The 22,267-nt window shown below is 71.3% G+C and carries 19 protein-coding genes; 15 read left to right on the forward strand and 4 right to left on the reverse strand.

Features of this window, described 5'->3' with window-relative positions; genetic code table 11:
- Positions 1 to 15: 15 nt before the first annotated feature.
- A complete protein-coding gene (locus ASE76_RS21370) occupies positions 16 to 1,626 on the forward strand; it encodes a methyl-accepting chemotaxis protein (RefSeq protein ID WP_304437650.1) in 1,611 nt (536 codons plus the stop codon).
- A 72-nt stretch (positions 1,627 to 1,698) separates the two neighbouring features.
- Here the strand turns inward: ASE76_RS21370 and gap are convergent, their stop codons facing one another.
- Together gap and tkt are read right to left on the reverse strand one after the other, a co-directional pair.
- Positions 1,699 to 2,700, reverse strand: coding sequence for a type I glyceraldehyde-3-phosphate dehydrogenase (gene gap / locus ASE76_RS05155; protein ID WP_055835824.1), 1,002 nt, complete (start codon positions 2,698 to 2,700; stop codon positions 1,699 to 1,701).
- Positions 2,701 to 2,797: 97 nt separating this feature from the next.
- Positions 2,798 to 4,837 carry a transketolase gene (gene tkt, locus ASE76_RS05160; RefSeq protein WP_055836198.1) on the reverse strand — a complete coding sequence of 680 codons (2,040 nt, stop codon included), beginning with the start codon at positions 4,835 to 4,837 and terminating at the stop codon, positions 2,798 to 2,800.
- A 294-nt stretch (positions 4,838 to 5,131) separates the two neighbouring features.
- Between tkt and ASE76_RS05165 the strand changes: the two genes are divergently transcribed.
- The 5 genes from ASE76_RS05165 to ASE76_RS05185 all read left to right on the forward strand — a co-directional run bounded on the left by ASE76_RS05165 (position 5,132) and on the right by ASE76_RS05185 (position 10,262).
- Positions 5,132 to 5,530: an S-adenosylmethionine decarboxylase family protein gene (locus ASE76_RS05165; RefSeq protein WP_055835826.1), complete on the forward strand. Its 399-nt coding sequence runs from the start codon at positions 5,132 to 5,134 to the stop codon at positions 5,528 to 5,530.
- 63 nt (positions 5,531 to 5,593) lie between these two features.
- Positions 5,594 to 6,610 (forward strand): metal-dependent hydrolase, encoded by a 1,017-nt coding sequence (locus tag ASE76_RS05170; RefSeq protein WP_055835828.1) that lies wholly within the window; start codon positions 5,594 to 5,596, stop codon positions 6,608 to 6,610.
- A gap of 127 nt (positions 6,611 to 6,737) precedes the next feature.
- Positions 6,738 to 7,805 carry a hypothetical protein gene (locus tag ASE76_RS05175; protein WP_055835831.1) on the forward strand — a complete coding sequence of 356 codons (1,068 nt, stop codon included), beginning with the start codon at positions 6,738 to 6,740 and terminating at the stop codon, positions 7,803 to 7,805.
- A 301-nt stretch (positions 7,806 to 8,106) separates the two neighbouring features.
- On the forward strand, positions 8,107 to 8,868 hold the full coding sequence (locus ASE76_RS05180; RefSeq protein WP_055835833.1) for a nucleotidyltransferase family protein: 762 nt from the start codon (positions 8,107 to 8,109) through the stop codon (positions 8,866 to 8,868).
- Entirely contained in the window at positions 8,865 to 10,262 is a 1,398-nt protein-coding gene (locus ASE76_RS05185; RefSeq protein ID WP_055835836.1) for an aminopeptidase P N-terminal domain-containing protein, read from the forward strand. Before ASE76_RS05180 ends, ASE76_RS05185 begins: the two co-directional genes overlap by 4 nt.
- 89 nt (positions 10,263 to 10,351) lie before the next feature.
- Here the strand turns inward: ASE76_RS05185 and ASE76_RS05190 are convergent, their stop codons facing one another.
- Together ASE76_RS05190 and ASE76_RS05195 are read right to left on the reverse strand one after the other, a co-directional pair.
- Positions 10,352 to 11,404, reverse strand: a complete 1,053-nt coding sequence (locus ASE76_RS05190) for an alpha/beta hydrolase (protein ID WP_055835839.1) — start codon at positions 11,402 to 11,404, stop codon at positions 10,352 to 10,354.
- A gap of 268 nt (positions 11,405 to 11,672) precedes the next feature.
- Positions 11,673 to 12,359 carry a DUF502 domain-containing protein gene (locus ASE76_RS05195; protein ID WP_055836201.1) on the reverse strand — a complete coding sequence of 229 codons (687 nt, stop codon included), beginning with the start codon at positions 12,357 to 12,359 and terminating at the stop codon, positions 11,673 to 11,675.
- Between the two features lie 121 nt (positions 12,360 to 12,480).
- Between ASE76_RS05195 and ASE76_RS05200 the strand changes: the two genes are divergently transcribed.
- The 9 genes from ASE76_RS05200 to ASE76_RS05240 all read left to right on the forward strand — a co-directional run bounded on the left by ASE76_RS05200 (position 12,481) and on the right by ASE76_RS05240 (position 22,168).
- A complete protein-coding gene (locus ASE76_RS05200) occupies positions 12,481 to 13,164 on the forward strand; it encodes a TetR family transcriptional regulator C-terminal domain-containing protein (RefSeq protein WP_082448020.1) in 684 nt (227 codons plus the stop codon).
- A gap of 112 nt (positions 13,165 to 13,276) precedes the next feature.
- Entirely contained in the window at positions 13,277 to 13,864 is a 588-nt protein-coding gene (locus ASE76_RS05205; RefSeq protein WP_055835843.1) for an NAD(P)H-dependent oxidoreductase, read from the forward strand.
- Between the two features lie 1,050 nt (positions 13,865 to 14,914).
- Positions 14,915 to 16,249, forward strand: a complete 1,335-nt coding sequence (locus ASE76_RS05210) for an amidohydrolase family protein (protein ID WP_055835846.1) — start codon at positions 14,915 to 14,917, stop codon at positions 16,247 to 16,249.
- A complete protein-coding gene (locus ASE76_RS05215) occupies positions 16,246 to 16,686 on the forward strand; it encodes a RidA family protein (protein ID WP_055835849.1) in 441 nt (146 codons plus the stop codon). Before ASE76_RS05210 ends, ASE76_RS05215 begins: the two co-directional genes overlap by 4 nt.
- Before the next feature lie 175 nt (positions 16,687 to 16,861).
- Positions 16,862 to 17,734, forward strand: a complete 873-nt coding sequence (locus tag ASE76_RS05220) for a creatininase family protein (RefSeq protein ID WP_055835853.1) — start codon at positions 16,862 to 16,864, stop codon at positions 17,732 to 17,734.
- Between the two features lie 70 nt (positions 17,735 to 17,804).
- A complete protein-coding gene (locus ASE76_RS05225; RefSeq protein ID WP_055835856.1) occupies positions 17,805 to 18,797 on the forward strand; it encodes an ABC transporter substrate-binding protein in 993 nt (330 codons plus the stop codon).
- A 125-nt stretch (positions 18,798 to 18,922) separates the two neighbouring features.
- The gene (locus ASE76_RS05230) at positions 18,923 to 19,759 is read left to right on the forward strand and encodes an ABC transporter ATP-binding protein (RefSeq protein ID WP_055835860.1); all 837 of its coding nucleotides are present in this window, start codon (positions 18,923 to 18,925) and stop codon (positions 19,757 to 19,759) included.
- A 238-nt stretch (positions 19,760 to 19,997) separates the two neighbouring features.
- Entirely contained in the window at positions 19,998 to 20,777 is a 780-nt protein-coding gene (locus ASE76_RS05235; protein ID WP_236698349.1) for an ABC transporter permease, read from the forward strand.
- Entirely contained in the window at positions 20,774 to 22,168 is a 1,395-nt protein-coding gene (locus ASE76_RS05240; RefSeq protein ID WP_055835863.1) for an FAD-binding oxidoreductase, read from the forward strand. The genes ASE76_RS05235 and ASE76_RS05240 overlap by 4 nt, the downstream gene beginning before the upstream one ends.
- The last annotated feature ends 99 nt before the right edge of the window (positions 22,169 to 22,267 follow it).

A 22,267-nucleotide genomic window follows, 5' to 3' on the forward strand; every position in this document is an offset into this window, starting at 1 on the left:
CCGTAGAAAGCGTCCGTGAAGTCTCTCAAATCCATGCTCCTGGCGCTGATCGCGTCGGGAATCCTCGCCGCCGGCGTACTCACCGCCACCTCGGTGGTCGAGTCGTCCATCGCCAACCGATCGGTGCAACGCGCCCTGGTCGCCAAGGACATCACCGCCGACATCCTGCCGCCGCCGCTCTACCTGCTGGAGTTGCGCCTGGTGCTGTCGCAGGCGGTAGAAGGCACCATGCCGCCGGCTCAGGCGCAGGCCGAGGCGGCCCGGCTCCAGAAGGAATACCAGGAGCGTGTCGACTTCTGGAAATCCCATCCCACCTACGGCCTGGAAACCCAGTTGCTCGGCGCGCAGCATGCCGCGGCGCAACGTTTCATGGCGGCGGTGCCACCGGTCTTCGCAGCGCTTGCGGCGGGCGACACCGCTGCCGCCCGCACCGCCCTGGGAAGCGCCCAGGCGCTGTACCTGGACCACCGCCAGGGCGTGGACGGCACCGTCAAGGCGGCGACCGCCTTCGCGGACGACTCCCTCACCGAGCTGGCCGCCGTGCAGACCGATGCCAGCGCGATCCAGATCGCGGTTTTCTGCCTATCGACGGTGCTGCTGCTCGGCCTGAGCTGGTGGGTGCGCCGCAGCGTCTGGGCCGCCACCGGCGGAGAGCCCGCGGCGGCGGCGGCCGTCGCCAACGCGGTGGCGCAGGGTGATTTGTCGGTGCGGGTGCCGGTGGCGCCCGGCGACCGCAGCAGCGTGATGGCGGCCCTGGAGCAGATGCGCGCCAACCTGGCCGACACGGTGCAGCGGGTGCGCGCCAGCAGCGACAGCATCGCCACCGGCTCCACCCAGATCGCCCAGGGCAACCACGACCTGTCGGGCCGCACCGAGACCCAGGCCTCGGCCCTGCAGCAGACGGCGGCGTCGATGGAGGAGATGGCCTCGACCGTGGTGCAGAACGCCGAGAACGCCCGCCAGGCGCACCGGCTGGCCCAGGGCGCCAGCGACGTGGCGACCCGCGGCGGCGCGGTGGTGGCCGAGGTGGTGCAGACGATGAAGGGCATCAACGACAGCAGCCGCCGCATCGCCGACATCATCGGCCTGATCGACGGCATCGCGTTCCAGACCAACATCCTGGCGCTGAACGCCGCGGTGGAGGCGGCGCGGGCCGGCGAACAGGGCCGCGGCTTCGCGGTCGTCGCCTCCGAGGTGCGCAACCTGGCCCAGCGCAGCGCCAGCGCCGCCCGCGAGATCCGCGGCCTGATCGACACCAGCGTGCAGCGCGCCGACCAGGGCGCTGCGCTGGTCGACCGTGCCGGCGCCACGATGGCCGAGGTGGTCGAGGCCATCCGCCAGGTGAGCGGCGTGGTGGCCCAGATCAGCGCCGCCAGCGCCGAGCAGAGCAGCGGCGTCGCCCAGATCGGCGACGCGGTCAACCAGCTGGACCAGACCACCCAGCAGAACGCCGCGCTGGTCGAGGAAAGCGCGGCCGCCGCCGGCAGCCTGCGCCTGCAGGCCGAGGAACTGGTGCGGGCGGTGGCGGTGTTCCGGCTGGGCACGGTGGCACCGCAGGTGCCGGTGGCGACGATGGCGGCGGTGGGCGCGCCGCGGAAAGCCGGGTGGGCGCTGACAACGCCCTGACCCGGCGATCGATCGCAGCCCCAATGAAGAACGCGCCCTCGGGCGCGTTCTTCATGGTCGCAGAGGCACGGATTACTTCGCGGCCACCACGCGGACCATCTCCAGGCACTTGTTCGAGTAGCCCCATTCGTTGTCGTACCAGGCGACGAGCTTGACGAAGGTGCTGTCGAGCGCGATGGAGGCGTCGGCGTCGAAGATCGAGGTGCGGGTGTCGCCGCGGAAGTCGGTGGCGACGACCTTGTCCTCGGTGTAGCCCAGGATGCCCTTCAGCGCGCCTTCCGACTGGGCCTTGATCTCGGCCTTGATCTCGTCGAGCGTGGCCGGGCTGCTCAGCTCGGCGGTCAGGTCGACCACCGACACGTCGGAGGTCGGCACGCGGAAGCTCATGCCGGTCAGCTTCTTGTTGAGCGCGGGGATCACCACGCCCACCGCCTTGGCGGCGCCGGTGCTGCTGGGGATGATGTTCTCGAGGATGCCGCGGCCGCCGCGCCAGTCCTTGTTGGACGGGCCGTCCACCGTCTTCTGGGTGGCGGTGGTGGCGTGCACCGTGGTCATCAGGCCGCGCTTGATGCCCCACTTGTCGTGGACCACCTTGGCGAGTGGCGCCAGGCAGTTGGTGGTGCACGAGGCGTTCGAGATGATCGCCTCGCCGGCGTAGCTGCCGCAGTTGACGCCGCGCACGAACATCGGCGTGTCGTCCTTCGACGGCGCCGAGATGATGACCTTCTTGGCGCCCGCGGCCAGGTGCTTGCCGGCGCCGGCCTTGTCGAGGAACAGGCCGGTGGCCTCCAGCACGATGTCGGCGCCGATCTCGTCCCACTTGAGGTTGGCCGGGTCGCGCTCTTGCGTCAGGCGGATCTTCTTGCCGTTGACGATCAGGGTGCTGCCCTCGACCGCGATGCTGCCGTCGAAGCGGCCGTGCACGCTGTCGTACTGCAGCATGTAGGCCAGGTAGTCGGGCTCGAGCAGGTCGTTGATGCCGACGACTTCGATGTCCGAGAAATTCTGCACGGCCGAGCGCAGCACGTTGCGTCCGATGCGGCCGAAGCCGTTGATGCCGATCTTGATGGTCATGTCACTTGCTCCTGGATGTTGCGAAACCGTTCACGAAACCCTGCCGCCGACGGCGCCCGGCCCTGCAGCCGGCGGCGCCGCGGCAGTCCTGCTCTTTCTACCTGCGGCCGGCCGTGGCCAGCACCTTGCGCACCGTGGCGGCCACGTTCTCCGGCGTGAAGCCGAACTGCTGGAACAGCACGGCGGCCGGCGCCGACTCGCCGTAGCGGTCGATGCCGACGACCGCGTCGCAGCCGTACTTCCACCAGCCGTCGGTCACACCCATCTCGACCGCCACGCGGGGCAGGCCGGCGGGCAGCACCGACGCCTTGTAGGCCGCGTCCTGGCGGTCGAAGGCGGTGGTGCTCGGCACCGAGACCACCCGCACCGCGATCCTGTCGCGGGCCAGCAGCTTCTGCGCCTTCAGGGCCAGCTGCACTTCGGAGCCGGTGGCGAGGATCACCGCGCGGGCCTTCTTGCCCTTCAGGCCGACGGCGGCCGGCTCGCTCAGCACGTAGGCGCCGCGGCTGATCTCGCCCAGGTCGTCCTTGGCGGCGTAGGGCAGGTTCTGGCGCGAGAGCAGCAGCGCGGTCGGGCGGTCCTGGTTCTGGATCGCCACGGCCCAGGCGACCGCCGTCTCGGCGGTGTCGGCGGGGCGCCAGACATCCAGGTTGGGAATCAGGCGCAGGCTGGCGGCGTGCTCGATCGACTGGTGGGTCGGGCCGTCCTCGCCCAGGCCGATCGAGTCGTGGGTGAAGACGTGCACCACCCGCAGCTTCATCAGCGCGGCCATGCGGATCGCGTTGCGGCTGTAGTCGCTGAAGGTGAGGAAGGTGCCGCCGTAGGGGATGAAGCCGCCGTGCAGCGCCACGCCGTTCATGATCGCGGCCATGCCGAACTCGCGCACGCCGTAGTTGATGTGGCGGCCGCCGACCGGGGTGCCGACGGCCGACTCGACCTGCACCACCTGGCCGGCTTCGTCGAAGCGCAGCGGCGGGGTGCTCTTGGTGTTGGTGAGGTTGGAGCCGGTCAGGTCGGCGCTGCCGCCCAGCAGCTCGGGCAGCGCGGCGGTGAAGCTCTCCAGCGCGAGCTGGCTGGCCTTGCGGCTGGCGACCGTCTCGGCCTTGGTGTGGGCGGCGATGACCGTGTCGACCGCGGTCTGGGCGAAGTGCTTCGGCAGCTCGCCGCGCATCCGGCGGGTGAACTCGGCGGCCTGCTCGGGGTAGGCGGCCTGGTAGGCGGCGAAGCGCTGGTTCCAGTCGGCCTCGGCCTTGGCGCCGGCCTCCTTCGCGTCCCAGGCGGCGTATACGTCGGCCGGAATCTCGAAGGGCACGTGGGCCCACGACAGGGCGTGGCGGGTCAGTGCGATCTCGTCGGCGCCCAGCGGCTCGCCGTGGGCCTTGCTGGTGCCGGCGCGGTTGGGCGAGCCCTTGCCGATGGCGGTCTTGCACACCACCAGCGTCGGCTTGTCGGCCGATGTCCTGGCGCTGGCGATGGCCGCGGCCACCGCCTGGGCGTCGTGGCCGTCGACCGGGCCGACCACGTTCCAGCCGCAGGCGCGGAACCGGGCGGGCGTGTCGTCGACGAACCAGGGCGCGACCTGGCCGTCGATCGAGATGCCGTTGTCGTCGTACAGCGCGACCAGCTTGTTGAGCTTCCAGGCGCCGGCCAGCGCCACCGCTTCATGGCTGATGCCTTCCATCAGGCAGCCGTCGCCCAGGAACACGTAGGTGTGGTGGTCGACGATCGTGTGGTCGGCGCGGTTGAATTCGCGGGCCAGCAGCTTCTCGGCCAGTGCGAAGCCGACCGCGTTGGTGATGCCCTGTCCCAGCGGGCCGGTGGTGGTCTCCACGCCCGGCGTGTAGCCGACCTCGGGGTGGCCCGGGGTCTTGCTGTGCAGCTGGCGGAAATTCTTCAGTTCCTGGATCGGCAGGTCGTAGCCGGTCAGGTGCAGCACCGCGTAGAGCAGCATCGAGCCGTGGCCGTTCGAGAGCACGAAGCGGTCGCGGTCGGCCCACTGCGGGTTGGCCGGGTTGTGGCGCAGGTGGCGGCCCCACAGGCCGACGGCCATGTCGGCCATGCCCATCGGCGCGCCGGGATGGCCCGAGTTGGCCTGCTGCACCGCATCCATCGCCAGGGCGCGGATCGCGTTGGCCATGGCCACGTCGGGTGCGGCGGAGGCCGGCGACGAGGCGACGTCGCGCACGGCGACGGCGGCAGGAGGCTGGACCTCGGACGAAGGGACGGACGCGGGGGATTCGTTGATGGCCATCGGCGGCGGCTCCGGAAAGGCTTCGGAAGTGGGAGGAGGAAACGGGCAGGAATCTGCGGGCAACCCCGCATTTTACCGGCGAGGGCCTGCGGCAGGTATCGCCGCGCTACAGGGCCGGCGCGACAGCGTGGCGTCGGGCCGCCACGCACTGCCCGCCACGCATCCACTACAGTGCCCGCCATGCACGGCCTGCACCTCACCGCCGACCTCCACGATTGCCGCTGCGACGCGCGCTGGCTGACCGATGCCTGCGCCCTGCTGGCGGCATGCGAGGCGCAGGTGCGGGCGGCCGGCCTGCAGCCGGTGGCGCGGCTGGCGCACGGCTTTCCGCCGACGGCCGAGGGGCCGGGCGGCGTCACCGCCACGGTGCTGCTGGCCGAATCGCACCTCTGCCTCCACACCTGGCCCGAGCGCCGGGCGGTGACGCTCGACGTGTACGTCTGCAACTTCGGCGGCGACCATACCGGCAAGGCCCGCGCGCTGGAGGCGGCGCTGGTGGCGCTGTTCCGGCCGGTGCGGTCGGTACGCCAGGCGCTGCAGCGCGGCGCGGTGCCGCCGGCCGACCCGGCGCCGGGTTAGCCGGCCGGACCGGCCCGCGTTTGGTCACAGGCGCGCCGCGGGCCGCCGTCAGAATCGCGCGCCATGGATTCACTCTCTCAACTGACGCTCGGCGCCGCGGTCGGCGTGGCGGTGATGGGCCGGCGCACCGCCGTGTGGAAGGCCGCGCTCTGGGGCGGCATCTGCGGCACCCTGCCCGACCTGGACGCGCTGATCGACCACGGCGACCCGATCGCCAACATGACCCAGCACCGCACCGAGAGCCATGCGCTGTTCTTCCTGACATTGGCGGCGCCGGCCATCGCCTGGGCGATCGCATGGCTGCACGGTCAGCGGGCGCTGTTCGGCCGCTGGTGGATGGCCGTGTGGCTGGCGCTGGTGACGCATCCGCTGCTCGACCTGATGACGGTCTACGGCACCCAGCTGCTCCTGCCCTTCACCAGCCACCCGTACTACGTCGGCAGCATCTTCATCATCGATCCGCTCTACACGCTGCCGTTGCTGGTGGGCGTGGGCGCGGCGCTGCTGCGGCCGGCCGGCCTGCGCGGCCTGCGCTGGAACGCCGCGGGCCTGGTGCTGAGCACCGCGTACCTGGCCTGGAGCGCCGCCGCGCAGTGGCACGTCACCACCCTGGCCCAGGCCGCCCTGCTTGCGCAGGGCCTGCAGACCACGCAGCTGCTGGTCACGCCCACGCCGCTCAACACGGTGCTCTGGCGGGTGCTGGCGATGACGCCCGGCGGTTATGCCGAAGGCTTCCACCGCCTGGGCGACCCGGTGGCGGCGCTGCAGCTGCAGACCTACCCGCGCGGCGAATCCCTGGCGCCGGCGCTGCAGGCCAGCGCGCCGGCCGCGCGCCTGGCCTGGTTCACCCACGGCTTCTACAAGCTGGAGGAGCGCGCCGACCGGCGCGTGGTGATGAGCGACCTGCGGATGGGCCTGGAGCCGGGCTACAGCTTCAGCTTCACGGTGGCGCAGCGGGAGGGCGACCGCTTCGTCGCGATCCCGCCGCGCAACCTCGCCACCCGGCCGGACGTGAAGGCCGGGCTGCAGTGGCTGTGGCGGCGCCTCCAGGGCGAAACGCCTCCCTGGCCGGGCCGGTAGCCGCCGGGCCTGCGGCCGGTGCACCGCAACGGGGCGCCGGCCTACGCCGGATGCATCCGGTTACCCACACTGACAGCCCGGGTAGAAAGCCACTGTGCAAGCCTCCATTCTTTCCGGGGCCACACCTATGAACTACAGCCAACCTCCCGCCACCGACCTGCCCGGCGGAGTCGCGGTCCACGCCCCGGGCGTGCCGTCCGCCAGCGGCAGTGCCGTTTCCTGGGGCGCCATCGTGGCCGGCGCGATCGCCGCCGCGGCCCTGTCGATGATCCTGCTGCTGCTCGGGTCGGGCCTGGGCCTGTCGTCCGCGTCGCCGTGGTCCACGCAGGGCGCGAGCGCGATGACGCTCGGCGTCGCCGGCGTGTTCTGGATCACCTTCACCCAGCTGGCGGCGTCGGGCATGGGCGGCTACCTGGCCGGCCGGCTGCGCACCCGCTGGGCCGGCGTGCACACCGACGAGGTGTATTTCCGCGACACCGCCCACGGCTTCCTGGCCTGGGCCGTGGCCTCGCTGGTGACCGCCGCCTTCCTGGCCTCGGCCGTGGGCAACGTGGTGGGCATGGGTGCCAAGGCCGGTGCGTCGGTGGCCGGCGCCGCCGTGACCACCGCCGGTGCCGCGGGCGCCGCCATCGGCAGCAGTGCCGGTAATGCGTCGTCCTCGGGCGGCGGCAATTCGTCGGTCTACGGCTACTTCGTCGATTCGCTGTTCCGCCCCGATACCGCGGCGCAGACCCCGGCCGCTGCGGCCCCGGCACCTGCCGCCGCCACCGGTACCGACCCGGTGGCCGATGCCGCCAACGCCGCGGCCGCCACGCCCGCCGCGCCGACGACGCCCGCTGCCACCGCACCGCGCAACACCGAGCCGGTCGCCGCATCGACCGTCGCCGAAGTGGGCCGCATCATGGTCAACAGCATCCGCGCCGAATCGATGCCGGCAGACGACGTGCGCTACGTCGCCAGCCTGATCGCCCAGCGGACCGGCATGACGCAGGAAGCCGCGGAGAAGCGGGTGAACGACACCTACGCCAAGGCCAAGGCCAAGCTGCAGGATGCCGAGAACACCGCCCGCGAAGCGGCCGACAAGGCGCGCAAGGCGTCTGCCGCCGCCGCGCTGTGGCTCTTCGTGTCGCTGCTGATCGGCGCCTTCGTCGCCAGCTACGCCGCCACCTGGGGTGGCCGCCAGCGCGATCTCTGATCCGCCGCCCCCCGCACTTCCATTCCTTCCCATTTCCGGAGATTCCCATGCGCTCACTTCTGCTGCTCTTCCTCGGCGTGCCGATCCCGATCATCATCCTGCTGGCGCTTTTCCTGCACTGATGCGGCAGCGCGCTGCGGGCCCTGGCCTGCAGCCTGAACGGGCGGCGCGTACGCCCCCGTCTCGACCGGCCCGGATGCGTTCGCTGCATCCGGGCCGGTTTTGTTTTGTGCGGGCTTGCCCGACGGCCGGCGAGGGGTGCGCCAGCAGCAGGGCGCCGCACTCCGGATAATCGCGGGCCATGCCTGCCCCCACCTCCGCCGTCCCCGCCCTGGCCGGCGCCCTGCTGCTGGCCGCGGGCCGCGGCGAGCGCATGCGGCCGCTGACCGACACCTGCCCCAAGCCGCTGCTGCCGGTGCGCGGCCGGCCGCTGATGCAGTGGCCGATGCAGGCCCTGGCCGCAGGCGGCTGCCGGCACCTGGCGGTCAACACCGGCTGGCTGGGCGAGCAGATCGAAGACCGTTTCGGCCCGCAGCCGGCGCTGGACGCCGGCCTCGTGCTATCGATTTCATACTCCCGAGAAGAGCAGGACTTCGGCTACGCGCTGGAGACGCTGGGCGGCATCGTGCGCGCCCTGCCGCTGCTGGACGATGTCTTCTGGGTGGCGGCCGGCGACGTGTTCGCGCCCGATTTCGCGTTCGACCCGGCCGAGCGCGAGCGCTTCGTCGCCGGCGGGCAGCTGGCCCACCTGTGGCTGGTGCCCAACCCGCCGCACCATCCGCAGGGCGACTTCGGCATCGGCCCCGACGGGCTGGCGGTGAACACGCCCACCGACCCGGCCGCCCCGCGCTACACCTTCTCGACCATCGGCCTCTACCGGCGCGAACTGTTCATGCCGCCCTGGTGCGCCATCGCGGCCGGCAATCCGCAGGGCCTGGCCCAGCCCCTGGCGCCGCTGCTGCGCCATGCGATGGACAATGGCCGGATCAGTGCCTCGCTCCACACCGGCCGCTGGACCGACGTGGGCACGCCCGAACGACTCGCCCTGCTCAACACCCCATGACCGCACCCCTCGACACCCGGATCCACGCCGACCGCCGCGCCCGCCTGGCCGCCCTGCTGGGCCCCGACGGCATCGCCGTGGTGCCCACCGCGCCGGAGCGCAGCCGCAACCGCGACAGCGACTTTCCCTACCGGCACGACAGCTACTTCTACTACCTCACCGGCTTCACCGAGCCCAACGCCTGGCTGGTGCTGACCGGCGACGGCCGCAGCACCCTGTTCTGCGCGCCGAAGGACCTGGAGCGCGAGATCTGGGACGGCTACCGCCTGGGCCCCGACGCCGCGCCCGAAGCGCTGGGCGTGGACGCCGCGGTGTCGGCGGCCGAACTCGACACCCGCCTGCCGCGCCTGCTGGAGAACCGCGACGCCGTCTGGTACCCCTTCGCCACCCACGCGGGGCTGGAGACGCGGGTCGACGGCTGGCTGGCCAAGGTGCGGGCCCGGGTGCGGATGGGTGCGATCTGCCCCGAAACGCAGCGCGACCTGTGCGGCCCGCTCGACGAGATGCGGCTGACCAAGGACGCGCACGAGCTGGCGCTGATGCGCCGCGCCGGCCAGATCAGCGCGCAGGCCCACATCCGCGCGATGCAGACCTCGGCCCGGATGCTGCGCGCCGGCGAGGATGCGCGCGAGTACCACCTCGAGGCCGAGCTGCTGCACGAGTTCCGCCGTTGCGGCGCGCAGTTTCCGGCCTACACCTCGATCGTGGCCGCGGGTGCCAACGCCTGCGTGCTGCACTACCGGGCCGACGTCGCGCCGCTGCGCGCCGGCGAACTGGTGCTGATCGACGCCGGCTGCGAATACGAAGGCTATGCCGGCGACATCACCCGCAGCTTCCCGGCTGACGGCCGCTTCACCGGCCCGCAGCGCGCGGTCTACGACCTGGTGCTGGCCAGCCAGGCCGCGGCCGTCGGCGCGACCAGGGCCGGCGCCCGCTTCGCCGATGCGCACGACGCCACGGTGCGGGTGCTGTCGCAGGGCCTGCTGGACCTGGGCATCCTGAAGGCGGACGCCGCCGGCAGCGTGGACGACGTGATCGAGAACCGCGCCTACTTCCCGTTCTACATGCACCGCACCGGCCACTGGCTGGGCATGGACGTGCACGACTGCGGCAGCTACGTGGAGCCGAGCGAGGCCGGACAGTTCACCGAGCGCAAGGACCCGCTGAGCGGCGAGACGCTGCAGAGCCGGCCAAGCCGCATCCTGCGCCCCGGAATGGTCACCACTATCGAGCCGGGCCTCTACATCCGCCCCGCCGACGGCGTGCCCGAGGACTTCTGGAACATCGGCATCCGCATCGAGGACGACGCGATCGTGACCGAGACCGGCTGCGAACTGACGACGCGCGACGTGCCGGTGCAGGCCGAGGAGATCGAGGCGCTGATGCGAGGCTGAACGGCCGTTGTCGCCTCGACCATGGAAAAAACCCGCCCGGTACTTGCGCACCGGGCGGGTTTTTCCTATCGGGCCTTCCGGCTTGCGGATTATGGCGTGCCGAAAGCCTGCTTCAGGCGCTGGCCGGCGAAGGCCTGGGCGTCACGGGCCTTCTGCACCGCGGCGGCCATGCCGAAGAACTCGTGCGTGGCGCCGTCGTAGAGCTTGCGCTCGACCGGCACGTTGGCCTTGCGCAGGGCGGCCTCCAGCTGGGCGCCGTCGTCGCGCAGCGGGTCGATCTCGGCGTTGATGATGGTCACCGGCGGCAGGCCGGCGAGGTTGGCGTCCACCAGCGAGATGCGCGGGTCCTTCAGGTCGGCCGGCGAGTTGGTCGTGTGCTTGACGAACCATTCGATCATCGGCTTGTTGAGCGGCTTGGCGGCGGCGTACTCGTTGTACGACGGGGTTTCCAGGCTGGTCTGCGCGACCGGGTAGACCGACAGCACGTGCAGCGGCTTCGGCAGATTGGCATCGCGCGCCGCGATGGCGGTGGCCACGGCCAGGTTGCCGCCGGCGCTCTCGCCCGCCAGGGCCAGCTTGGCCGGGTCGCCCTTCAGGCTGGCGGCATTGTCGGCCGTCCACTTGTAGGCGGCCAGGGCATCGTCCCAGGCGGCGGGGAACTTGGCTTCGGGCGCGCGACGGTAGTCGACCGACACAACGACCGCATTGGCCGACTTGGCGAGGGCACGCGCGCCGCCGTCGTAGACCTTGCGGTCGGCGATCACCCAGCCGCCGCCGTGGAAGTACACGATCACCGGGAACGGGCCGCGGCCCTTCGGGGTGTAGATGCGGGCGGGCAGCTGGCCGGTGGCGCCGGCCACGTTGGTGTCCTTGGCAACGATGCCGGGCACCAGCAGTTCTGGCTTGGTGGGCTGGGCCTGGGCTTTCAGCAGCTTGTTGACCGCATCGGCGGGCGTGGGCTGCTTGCGGGCTTCGGGCGGGGTCAGGGTCTCGATCGGCTTGGGCTTGAGGCTGGCGTGGGCGTCGAGCACGGCCTGCATGTCGGCATCGGGCGTGCCGGCGGCGAAGGCGGGGGTGGCGGCCACCAGGGCGGCGACGGCGGCGGCGGCGCCGATGGCGCGCAGGGAGAGGTTCAGAGACATGGAGTTGTGGCTTTCGGAGGAGTGGTTGCGACCCGTGCATCGGAACGCGGCCGCGGTGCCGGTCCTGCGCGTGGCGAACCCTCCTTGTTGTCGTCCGTCGGCCGGGCGTCCTGTCGGTGCGCACGGCGGTGGTGCGTCAGCCGGCGGGTGGCTGCGGTGCGTCCTTGCAGAGTCGGCCCTGCGGACATGTGGCCGCGGCCTGGTGCCGAACAGTGCCGCAGCCAGCTTCAGGTTTTGGCTTCTAGCTACAAAAAGCGTAGCAATATCTTCAGCGCGGCCCGGCCGTGAAGGGAGGCGGCACCGCAGGCGGGGGCGGGACCGTGTCGACATCGGTGTCGACATCCTGCCCGGTGTAGGTGCCGGGGGCCGGTGTGGTGCGGGCCATCCAGGCGATCAGCGACGAGCGCATCGCTTCTTCCACCGACATCTCGATCGGGTGCACCCACTCCAGCGGCACGAAGACGGTGTAGCCGCCGATGTTGTAGCCCATCGGCAGGTACACCGCGACACGCTCGCCGGGCAGGAAGCCCTCGGGCAGGCCGTGCATGCCGCGCCGCGTCACCAGGCCCACCATCTCCAGCTGGTCGCCGGGCCAGCGCAGCAGCACCACCTGCTGGCCCGCCTGCTTGTTGCCCGAGGGCGTGAAGTAGTCGGCGAAGCTCTTGAGCGACGAGTACACGCTCTTGACCACCGGGATGTTGGTGAACGGCAGCTCCACGTAGTGCAGCAGCCGCCGCACCCGCGCCTTCGACACCATGAAGCCCACACCCACGATGAAGGCCACCGCCAGCACCAGCCCCATGCCCGGCAGGTAGAAGCTGCCGATGATCGGCCGCAGCACCACCAGCGCCAGGTCCTCCACCGCGCTCAGGAACAGCCAGAGCAGGTAGAGGGTCAGCACCACCGGCAGCACGGTGATCAGACCGCGGAGGAAGTACTGGGTGAAGCGTTTCATGGTCATGGCGGGCAGGCGTCGGGAGGTGGGGGCGCAGCATACCCCGCGGCCTGCGAAGGGCGTGTTGCACGGCGTGTGCCGGACCGGCACCGGTCGGCGGCCTCGTGCTTAAATCCGCCCCTTGTCTGCCCTGCCGCCCTCCCTTCCGCTTCCCGACGCCGTCGCCCCGCCCGACGCGGCCGCCGCCGCGCCCCGCAAACGCCAGGGCCGCGAGCGCATCCTCGCCGCGATCCGCGAGGCGGCCATCGCAGAGTTCAGCCTGCACGGCCTGCGCGGCGCCTCGACCCAGGCGATCGCCGAGCGGGCGGGTCTCACCAAGCCGCAGCTGCACTACTACATCCACGGCAAGGACGAGCTGTACGAGGAGCTGCTGCAGTCGGTGCTGCAGGGCTGGTCGCACGCCTTCGCCTTCGACGAGACGGCAGACGACCCGAAGCGGGTGCTGTCGGACTACATCCGCAAGAAACTGGACTACGCGCTGGACAACCCCGGCCTGTCGCGCATCTTCACCAGCGAAGTGATCGCCGGCGGCGCGCACCTGGACAAGTACTGGCCCCAGGCCCGCGCCTCCACCGACCTGAAGGTGCGGCTGATCGACGGCTGGATCGCCCGCGGCCTGCTGCGGCCGCTGGACGCGCGCCTGCTGCTGATGCAGATCTGGGCCATGACCCAGCACTACGCCGACTACGGCGTGCAGGTGCGGGTGATGCTGCACCTGCCGCCCGACGCCCCGATCGACCGCGCCCCCATCGTGCGCCAGCTCACCAATTCCGTGCTGCTGGCCTGCGGCCTCGCACCAGACTGACGCCGCGGCGCCCCGCCGGCGCCCCTCGCCCCCCGGAAGCCCGGCCGGCCGCCGCCTTGGCACGCCGCTTGCATGAATCTGACCGTTCGATCAAATCAAACGGTCAGAAAAGATGCGCATCCTCGTCGTCTACTGCCACCCGGTGGAGACCAGCTACCACGCCAGCCTGCATGCCGAGGTGGTGCGCAGCCTGCGGGCGGCCGGCCACGAGGTGGACGACTGCGACCTGTACGCCGAGGATTTCGACCCGGTGCTGTCCCGCGCCGAGCGCCTGGGTTATCACGAAGTGCCCGCCAACCGCGTGCCGGTGCAGCGCTACGTGGAGCGCCTGGAACGGGCCGAGGCGCTGGTGTTCTGCTTCCCCACCTGGTGCTTCGGCCTGCCGGCGATGCTCAAGGGCTTCTGCGACCGGGTGTTGGTGCCGGGCGTGGCCTTCGATATTTCCGACCCGCAGAACGTCAAGCCCGCGCTCACCCACATCCGCCGGATCGGCGCGGTGGTGACCTACGGCCGACCGCGGTGGATGGCCTGGTGGATGGGCGATCCGCCGCGCAAGGTGGTGACGCGGTACCTGCGGATGTTGACCGGGGGGCGGGCGCGGGTGGAGTACCACGCGCAGTACCACATGAACGTGGCGACGCCAGCGGTGCTGGAGAGGTTTCTGGCGCGGGTGGGGCGGGCGTTCGGGGGGTGGCGATGAGGGGCTGGCGTTTCGCCCGGCTGGGCTTTGCTGTCTTGCCCCCTCTCCCCCTGGGAGAGGGTTGGGGTGAGGGCCGCGCCCGGCTTTTCTGTGTCGCTGCTGCTTGTCGCCGCGCTGCGGCTTTCAAGTCCGGAGGCGGGGATTTCGCCCCCGCGGGCGAGTCCCTTTCTTTGCTTCGCCAAAGAAAGGAACCAAAGAAAGGCGACCCCGCGGGCCATCGCTGCGCTCGGCCTGGGGGTGCCTTTGCTTCGCTCGGCACGGGGGGTGGGGCGTTGCTTTGCTCGGCTGTTTGGTTCTTCGGTCTTGCTCCYTCTCCCCCGCGGGGAGAGGGCTGGGGTGAGGGTTGGCCGGCCAATGGAGGGCGCGCCGATATTCCGTGACGCTATTGAATCAATAGCTGATAGCCGGCGCTGTACGCCGGCTGCAGGCACATTTCATTCAAAAATCTGCCTTGGTGCCGGCGCCGGCGCCAGGCGTCACTGCCGCGAAGCCGGCAGCAGCCGACGGACCCCGCTCCCAAGCCCCTCGGGATGCGCCGAGGAGCGCAGCGGCAGGCGGAAAAAGGGCCGCGCATGTCTGAGCGCAGCGAGTTTGCGCGGACCCCGCCTGCGCAGCGGCAGGCGGAAAAAGGGCCGCGCATGTCTGAGCGCAGCGAGTTTGCGCGGACCCCGCCTGACGCGAGCACCGCAGGTTGCCCGCAGCGCAGCGAAGGGACGCAGCACGCGGGGTCGCCTTTTCTTGGTTACTTCTTTTGGCGAAGCAAAAGAAGTGACTCGCCCGCGGGGGCGACATCCCCGCCTCCGCACCCAACACGTGCAGTGTTTCCACGAACAGCAGCTGAGGCTGTCAGCCGGGCGCCGCCCTCACCCCCACCCTCTCCCAGGGGGAGAGGGAGCCATGCAGGGCAGCCGGGAACGGGTCCGACAGCCGTCAGTGGATGGCCAGCCGAGCGCGGCCCTCACCCCCGCCCTCTCCCAGGGGAAGAGGGAGCCATACCACCCGCTGGCAAAAACCCGCCGCTGACCGCCCGACGCTAGTCAACCACCCCCCATGTCCACCACCCTCCTCCACCAGGCCCGCCTCCCCCGCTGGCTCCTCCCCCCCGACTGGCCCAGCCTCCCCTCGGGCCACCCCGCCCTGGCCGACATCCACATCGCCCACGGCCGCATCGCCGCCATCGCCCCCGCCCAGCCCCCACGGCCAGCCCTCGGCGCGCAGGCGAATGCGACGACCATGGCAACGACGGTCCACGACCTCCACGGCGCCCCCGTCCTCCCCGGCCTGGTCGACGCCCACACCCACCTCGACAAATCCTTCACCCTGCCCCGCATGGGCACGGTGCAGCCCGGCCTGCTGGGCGCGATCGAGGCCATGATGGCCGACCGCGCCCACTGGACGCCGGCCGACGTCCACGCCCGCGCCTCCAAGGCGCTGCAGTGGGCCTGGGAGGCCGGTGTGACCCGGCTGCGCACCCACTGCGACTGGTGGGAGCCCACCGCGGTGCCGGTGGCGTGGGACGTGCTGCGCGGCCTGGCCGAGGAATGGCGCGGCCGCATCGTGCTGGAGCGGGTCAGCCTGATGCCGCTGCACCTGTTCGCCGACGCCGCCACCGCCGACGCGCTGGCCCGCCAGGTCGCCGCCAGCGGGCCCGGCGCGCTGCTGGGCGGCTTCGTGCACTCGACCAACTGGGACCCGCAGGCGCTGGTGCACCTGCTGGACGCGGCGGCGCGCCACGACCTCGACCTGGACCTGCATGTCGACGAAGAGCTGCACGCCGGCGCGCAGGGGCTGCTGCACATCGCCCGCCACCTGAAGGCCATCGGCTACCGGGGCCGCGCGGTTTGCGGCCACACCTGCGCGCTGGCGGCCAAGCCCGAGGCCGAGGCGCTGGCGGTGCTGGACGCGGTGGCCGATGCGCCGATCACCCTGGTCACCCTGCCGCTCACCAACCTGCTGCTGCAGGACGCGGTGACCGGCCGCAGCCCGCGCCAGCGCGGCCTGACGTTGGTGAAGGAAGCGCGCGCCCGCGGCATCCCGGTGCTGGTCGCCAGCGACAACGTGCAGGACCCGTTCTGCCCGGTCGGCAGCTACGACCCGGTCGAGTCGCTGGCCGCCGGCGTGCTGGCCGCGCAGCTGGGCCAGCCCTTCGACACCTGGACCGATGCGCTCTGCCGCGCCGACTGGCTGGGCCGCGCGCCCGGCCGGCTGCCGCTGCAGCCGGGCGACGCGGCCGACCTGGTCGTCTTCACCGCGGCCGACGCCTGGGGCTTCCCCTCGCGCAGCCAGCCGCGCACCGTGTGGCGCGACGGCGTGCCGCTGGCCGCCACAGCCACCACCACCACCACCGCCCCCGCGATGGCCGCCACCGAAGGAGCCCTCGCATGACCGGCGCACAACCCCTGGCCCGCTACGCGGCCTACCGCCGGATCGGCGACACGGTCTACCTCTCGGGCGTGATCCCGGTCGATCCGGCGGCGGGCCTCATCGTGCGCGGCTTCGCCGACATTCCGCGCGACGCGGCCGACCGCATCGGCCGCACCGGCGAGTTCTCGACCGACGCCAAGCAGGGCCCGATCCTCGCGCAGAGCTGGATGGTGCTCGACCTGATCCGGCAGACGGTGGAGTCGGCCGGCGGCCGGATGGAGGACGTCTTCAAGCTGGTGCAGTACTTCCGCAACCTCGACCACTTCCCGCTCTACAGCACGGTGCGCCGCCAGTTCTTCCCCGAGGTGTCGCCCGCCTCCACCGTGGTCGAGGTGAGCGGCCTGATGCCGACCGCCGACGTGCTGATCGAGGTCGAAGCGACAGCATGGATCCGATGACCCCCCGAAGCGCCTGCGGCGCCTCCCCCCAGGGGGCGCCACCGGCGGCCCGGCGAAGCCGGTTCCGCGGTGGCCCTGGATCCGGAAGCATGCCGCGGTGCCGGTGCACGGCATGGCGCCGGCTCGCACGCGTCCTTGATACGGCCCCTGGCCGAACACACCCCGAAAGATCCCGATGCTCCACGGCTACACCCCGCCCCACCGCTTCCTGCCCTACCTGAGCTGGACCGACGTCGATGCGCTGCCCGACCGCGAGAACACGGTCGTGGTGCTGCCCTGCGGCGCCATCGAGCAGCACGGGCCGCACCTGCCCTGCTCGGTCGACAGCGTCATCTCGGCCGGCGTGATCGGCCGCGCGCTGGCGCTGCTGCCCGCCGACATCCCGGCCTTCGCGATGGCGCCGATCACCTACGGCAAGTCGGAAGAGCACCTGCACTTCCCCGGCACGATGACGCTGACCGGCACCACGCTGCTGGCCACCATCGTCGAGATCGGCGAATCGGTCTACCGCTCGGGCTTTCGCAAGCTGGTGTTCGCCAACGGCCACGGCGGCCAGCCGCAGGTGCTGGAGATGGCGGCGCGCGAGCTGCGGCTGCGGCACGGCGACTTCGTGGTGATACCGCACGGCGTCTCGCGCCTGCCCAATGCGTCGAGCAAGCAGGTGAGCGAGCAGGAGAAGAAGCTCGCGATGCACGCCGGCCATTCCGAGACCGCGCTGATGCTGGCGCTGGCGCCCGACACGGTGCACATGGAGCGCGCGGTGGCGGCCATGCCGCCGGTGTTCCCGATCAGCCTGCTCTCGCCCGACGGCCGCCCGGCCTGCGCCTGGACGGCGCGCGACTTCGGCCCCACCGGGATCATCGGCGACCCGACCACCGCCACGGCGGAGCAGGGTGTCGAGATCCTCGAGACGCTGGCCGCCAGCTGGGTGCAGGTGCTGACCGAGCTGCATGCGCTGCGCTGGGTGGTGCGGCCCGAAGCCACCTGGGAGCGCGGCCACCACACCGGCTTCGTCCAGACCGCCGCAGGGCTCGCGGCGCCTGCCTGAGCGGCGCGCCCATCGCATCGCACACCGCCTCTTTCCCACCCCTTCCACCGCTCCACCGAAAGGCCTTCCCATGCGCAACCGCACCGCTCTCCGCCTCGGCTCCTTCGCCCTCGCACTGGCTGCCGCCACCGGCGCCGCACAGGCCCAGGCGCCCGAGAAATTCGTCTACATGACCAACTGGTACGCGCAGGCCGAGCACGGCGGCTTCTACCAGGCGATCGCCACCGGCCTCTACCAGAAGGCGGGCCTCGACGTGACGGTGAAGATGGGTGGCCCGCAGGTCAACATCGTGCAGATCATGGCCGCCGGCCAGGCCGACTGCGTGATGGGATCGAGCGACCTGCAGATGATGCAGGTGCGCGAAGGCGGCGTGCCGGTGACCACCGTCGCCGCCGTGTTCCAGAAAGACCCGCAGGTGCTGATCGCGCACGAGGACGTGACCACCTTCGAGCAGCTGAAGGGCAAGACCATCCTCATCGCCCAGTCGGCCAACCGCGGCTACTGGCCGTGGCTGAAGGCCAAGTACGGCTTCACCGACAGCCAGACGCGGCCCTACACCTTCAACATCCAGCCCTTCGTCGCCGACAAGAACACCGCGCAGCAGGGCTACCTGACGTCGGAGCCCTACGCGATCCAGAAGGCCGGCGTGAAGGCCAACACGCTGATGTTCAGCGACCACGGATTCCCGGCCTACGCCACCACCGTGACCTGCATGGACAAGACGCTCAAGGACCGCGCCAAGGCGGTCGCCGCGTTCGTGAAGGCCTCGGCCGAAGGCTGGAAGAGCTACCTGGCCGACCCCGCGCCCGGCAACGCCCTGATCAAGAAGGACAACCCCAACATGACCGACGAACAACTGGCCTACAGCGTCGCCAAGCTGAAGGAGCTGGGCATGGTCACCGGCGGCGACGCGGCCACGCAGGGCATCGGCACGATCACCGACGCGCGCGCCAAGGCCAGCTACGACTTCCTGGTGTCGGCCAAGCTGCTCGACCCGGCCAAGACCGAACTGGCCAAGACCTACACCACCTCGTTCATCAAGGACGCGAAGGTCCTTCCTTGAGCTCTCCCCCAGGCTTCGCGCACTGCGTGTCGCTTCGCCAACCCCCTACCGGGGGCAACACCAGCGGCCCGGCGAAGCCGGTTCCGCGGTGTTCCACGACAAGGCCGTACAAAGAGAACCACCCCATGAACCGCCTCGAAACCGACACCCTTGCGCCTTCGGCGGCGCAGGCGAACGCCATGCCGGCGGTGGAAATCCTCTCCGTCGAGAAGACCTACCCCAACGGCACGCAGGCGCTGCTGCCGGTGGACCTGCGCATCGAGGAGGGCGAATTCGTCACCCTGCTCGGCCCCTCGGGATGCGGCAAGAGCACGCTGCTGAAGATGGTGGCCGGCCTGCTGGAGCCCACCGACGGCCGGCTGCTGCTGTGGCGCAAGCCGGTGGAGCAGCTGGACGCGACCGGCCGCAAGATGGCCTTCGTGTTCCAGTCGCCCACGCTGATGCCCTGGGCCAGCGTGCGCACCAACGTGCGGCTGCCGCTGGACCTGGCGGGCGTGGAGCGCAAGGCGGCCGATGCGCGGGTGACCGAGGCGCTGGCGCTGGTGGGCCTGGCGAAGTTCGCCGACGCGCTGCCGCGGGCGCTGTCGGGCGGCATGCAGATGCGCGTCTCGATCGCGCGCGGCCTGGTCACGCAGCCCGACCTGCTGCTGATGGACGAACCCTTCGGCGCGCTCGACGAGATCACCCGCCACAAGCTCGACGCCGAGCTGCTCGACCTGTGGCGACGCAAGAAGCTCACCGTGGTCTTCGTCACCCACTCGATCCACGAGGCGGTGTTCCTGTCGAGCCGCGTGGTGATGATGGCCGCCCGGCCGGGCCGGGTGGTGGAGCAGTTCACGATCGACGCGCCCTACCCGCGCACCGCCGATTTCATGGTCTCGCCCGAGTTCGCCCGCTATGCGCGGCAGCTGCAGGACAGCCTGCTGCGGGCCAGCGAGAGCACCGAGGAGGAGACGGCATGAACGCCCGACCGACCCTTTCGCGCAGCGCCCGCATCGCCCTGCCCCGCACGGAGGTGGCCCGATGAGCGCCATGCAGCAAGCACGGAGTTTTCCGGCAGAGGCGCCGGCGGCATCGGCCGACCTGATGCAGGCCGCGGTGCCGGCAATGCCGGTGGCTGCGGTGCCCGTAGCACCGGTCTTCCGCGCGCCGCCCGCCGGCTGGAAGCCGCCGGCCCGCGCCGCGGTGCGGGTGCCGCTGATGCAGCAGCCCCGGGTGCAGCGGGTGGTGTATCCGCTGATGGTCGGCGTGGTGCTGGTGGCCGTCTGGCAGGCCCTGGTCACCGGGCTGGAGCTGCCGCCCTACCTGGTGCCCTCGCCGCTGCTGATGCTGCAGACGCTCTTCACCGACTGGGCGCCGCTGGGCCTGGCGCTGTGGGTGACGGTGAAGATCACGCTGCTGGCCTTCGTCACGGCCACGGTGATGGGCGTGCTGATTTCCTTCGTCTTCGTGCAGAGCCGGCGCATCGAGACGGCGCTGTTCCCGTACGCGGTGCTGCTGCAGGTCACGCCCATCGTGGCGGTGGCGCCGCTGATCATCATCTGGGTGCGCGACCCGCTGGCCTCGATGGTGATCTGCGCGACGCTGGTGGCGCTGTTCCCGATCATCAGCAACACCACGCTGGGCCTGCGCAGCATCGACCCCGACCTGCAGGCCTACTTCCAGCTGAACCGGGCCAGCCGCTGGCAGCAGCTGGTGCGGCTGCGCATCCCCAGCGCGCTGCCGTATTTCTTCGGCGGGCTGCGCATCTCCAGCGGCCTGGCGCTGATCGGCGCGGTGGTGGCCGAGTTCGTGGCCGGCACCGGCGGCACCGGCGCGGGGCTGGCTTATCAAATCCTGCAGGCGGGCTTCCAGCTGAACATTCCGCGCATGTTCGCCGCGCTGCTGCTGATCTCGTTGACCGGCGTGGCGCTGTTCGCCGCCATGTCGTGGCTGACCCGCCGGGCGCTCGGCGCCTGGCATTCTTCGGAGACCTCATGAACGCCATCGCCGACACCGCCATCGACCGCCTGCAGGACGCCCTGCCCGATGCCGACTGGATCACCGACGCCTCGCGCGTCGCCCGCCTGTCGCAGGACTTCGCCTGGTACAGCCCGGTGCTCAAGCGGCAGCTGGCCGACAAGCGCGCCGACATCGCGGTGCGGCCCCGCACCGAGGACGAGATCCGCAGCGTGGTGGCCGCCTGCGCCCGGGAGGGCATCCCGATCACCGTGCGCGGCAGCGGCACCGGCAACTACGGCCAGTGCATCCCGCTGCAGGGCGGCCTGGTGCTGGACCTGTCGGCCTACAACGGCTTCGGCTGGGCGCGCGACGGCGTGGGCCGCGCGCAGGCCGGCATCCGGCTGGCGGCCTTCGACGACGAGGCCCGGCCCCACGGCTGGGAGCTGCGCTGGCTGCCCTCCACCTACCGCAGCGCCACGCTGGGCGGCCTGTACGGCGGCGGCTTCGGCGGCGCCGGCTCGGTCACCTACGGGCCGCTAGCGGCGCCCGGCAACGTGCTGGGCGTGCGGGTGATGACGGTAGAGCCCGAGCCCCGGGTGCTGGAGCTGCGCGGCGCCGAGGCCCTGCTGCTGCACCACACCTACGGCACCAACGGCATCGTGCTGGAGCTGGAGGTGGCCCTGGCCCCCGCCACGCCGTGGACCGAATGCATCGCCGTCTTCGAGGCGGGCGACGCGGGCTACGCCGCGGCCCTGGAGTGCGCCGGCACCCTCGCCGCCGCGCCGGGCATCGTGAAGAAGGAGGTGTGCTTCCTGGGCGCGCCGGTGCCCGACTACATGGCCTCGCTCGCCGAATGGCTGCCCGCCGGCTGCCACGCGCTGCTGCTGTCGGTCGCGCCGCAGTCCGAATCGACCGTGCAGGAGATGGTCGCGGCGCGCGGCGGCCGCATCGGCTACCGCAAGGATGCCGAGGCGGTGCGCACCGGCAAGAAGACGCTGCTGGAGTACACCTGGAACCACACCACCCTGCACGCGATGAAGGTCGACCCGACGCTCACCTACCTGCAGACCGGCTTCGACCCCCTGCGCCACCGCGAGCAGGTGCTGGCGCTGGAAAAGGCGCTGGGCGGCGAAGTGCTGATGCACCTGGAATTCCTCCGCACCAAGGACGGCGCCGCCACCTGCAGCGGCCTGCAGCTGGTGCGCTTCACCACCGAGGCGCGGCTCGAAGAAATCATGCAGATCCACCGCGACCACGGGGTGCACATCAACAACCCGCACGTCTACGTCGTCGAGGACGGCAAGCAGGGCCAGATCAACCCGGCGGTGGTGGAGATGAAGGCCCGCTTCGATCCGCAGGGCTTGCTGAACCCGGGCAAGCTGCGCGGATGGGAGCAGCGGATGGCGGCGGCGGCGTCGACGGCGGGCTGATTGCTACCGAATGCATAGCTGACGGCCGGCCCGGGGCGCCGGCTGCGAGGTCTTTTTGCCCGCATTCTTTCGCAAACGCGGCCACGCCGGCCGCCGGCC

Origin of the sequence: Xylophilus sp. Leaf220 (assembly GCF_001421705.1) — a bacterium.
Classification (GTDB): Bacteria; Pseudomonadota; Gammaproteobacteria; order Burkholderiales; family Burkholderiaceae_C; genus Xylophilus.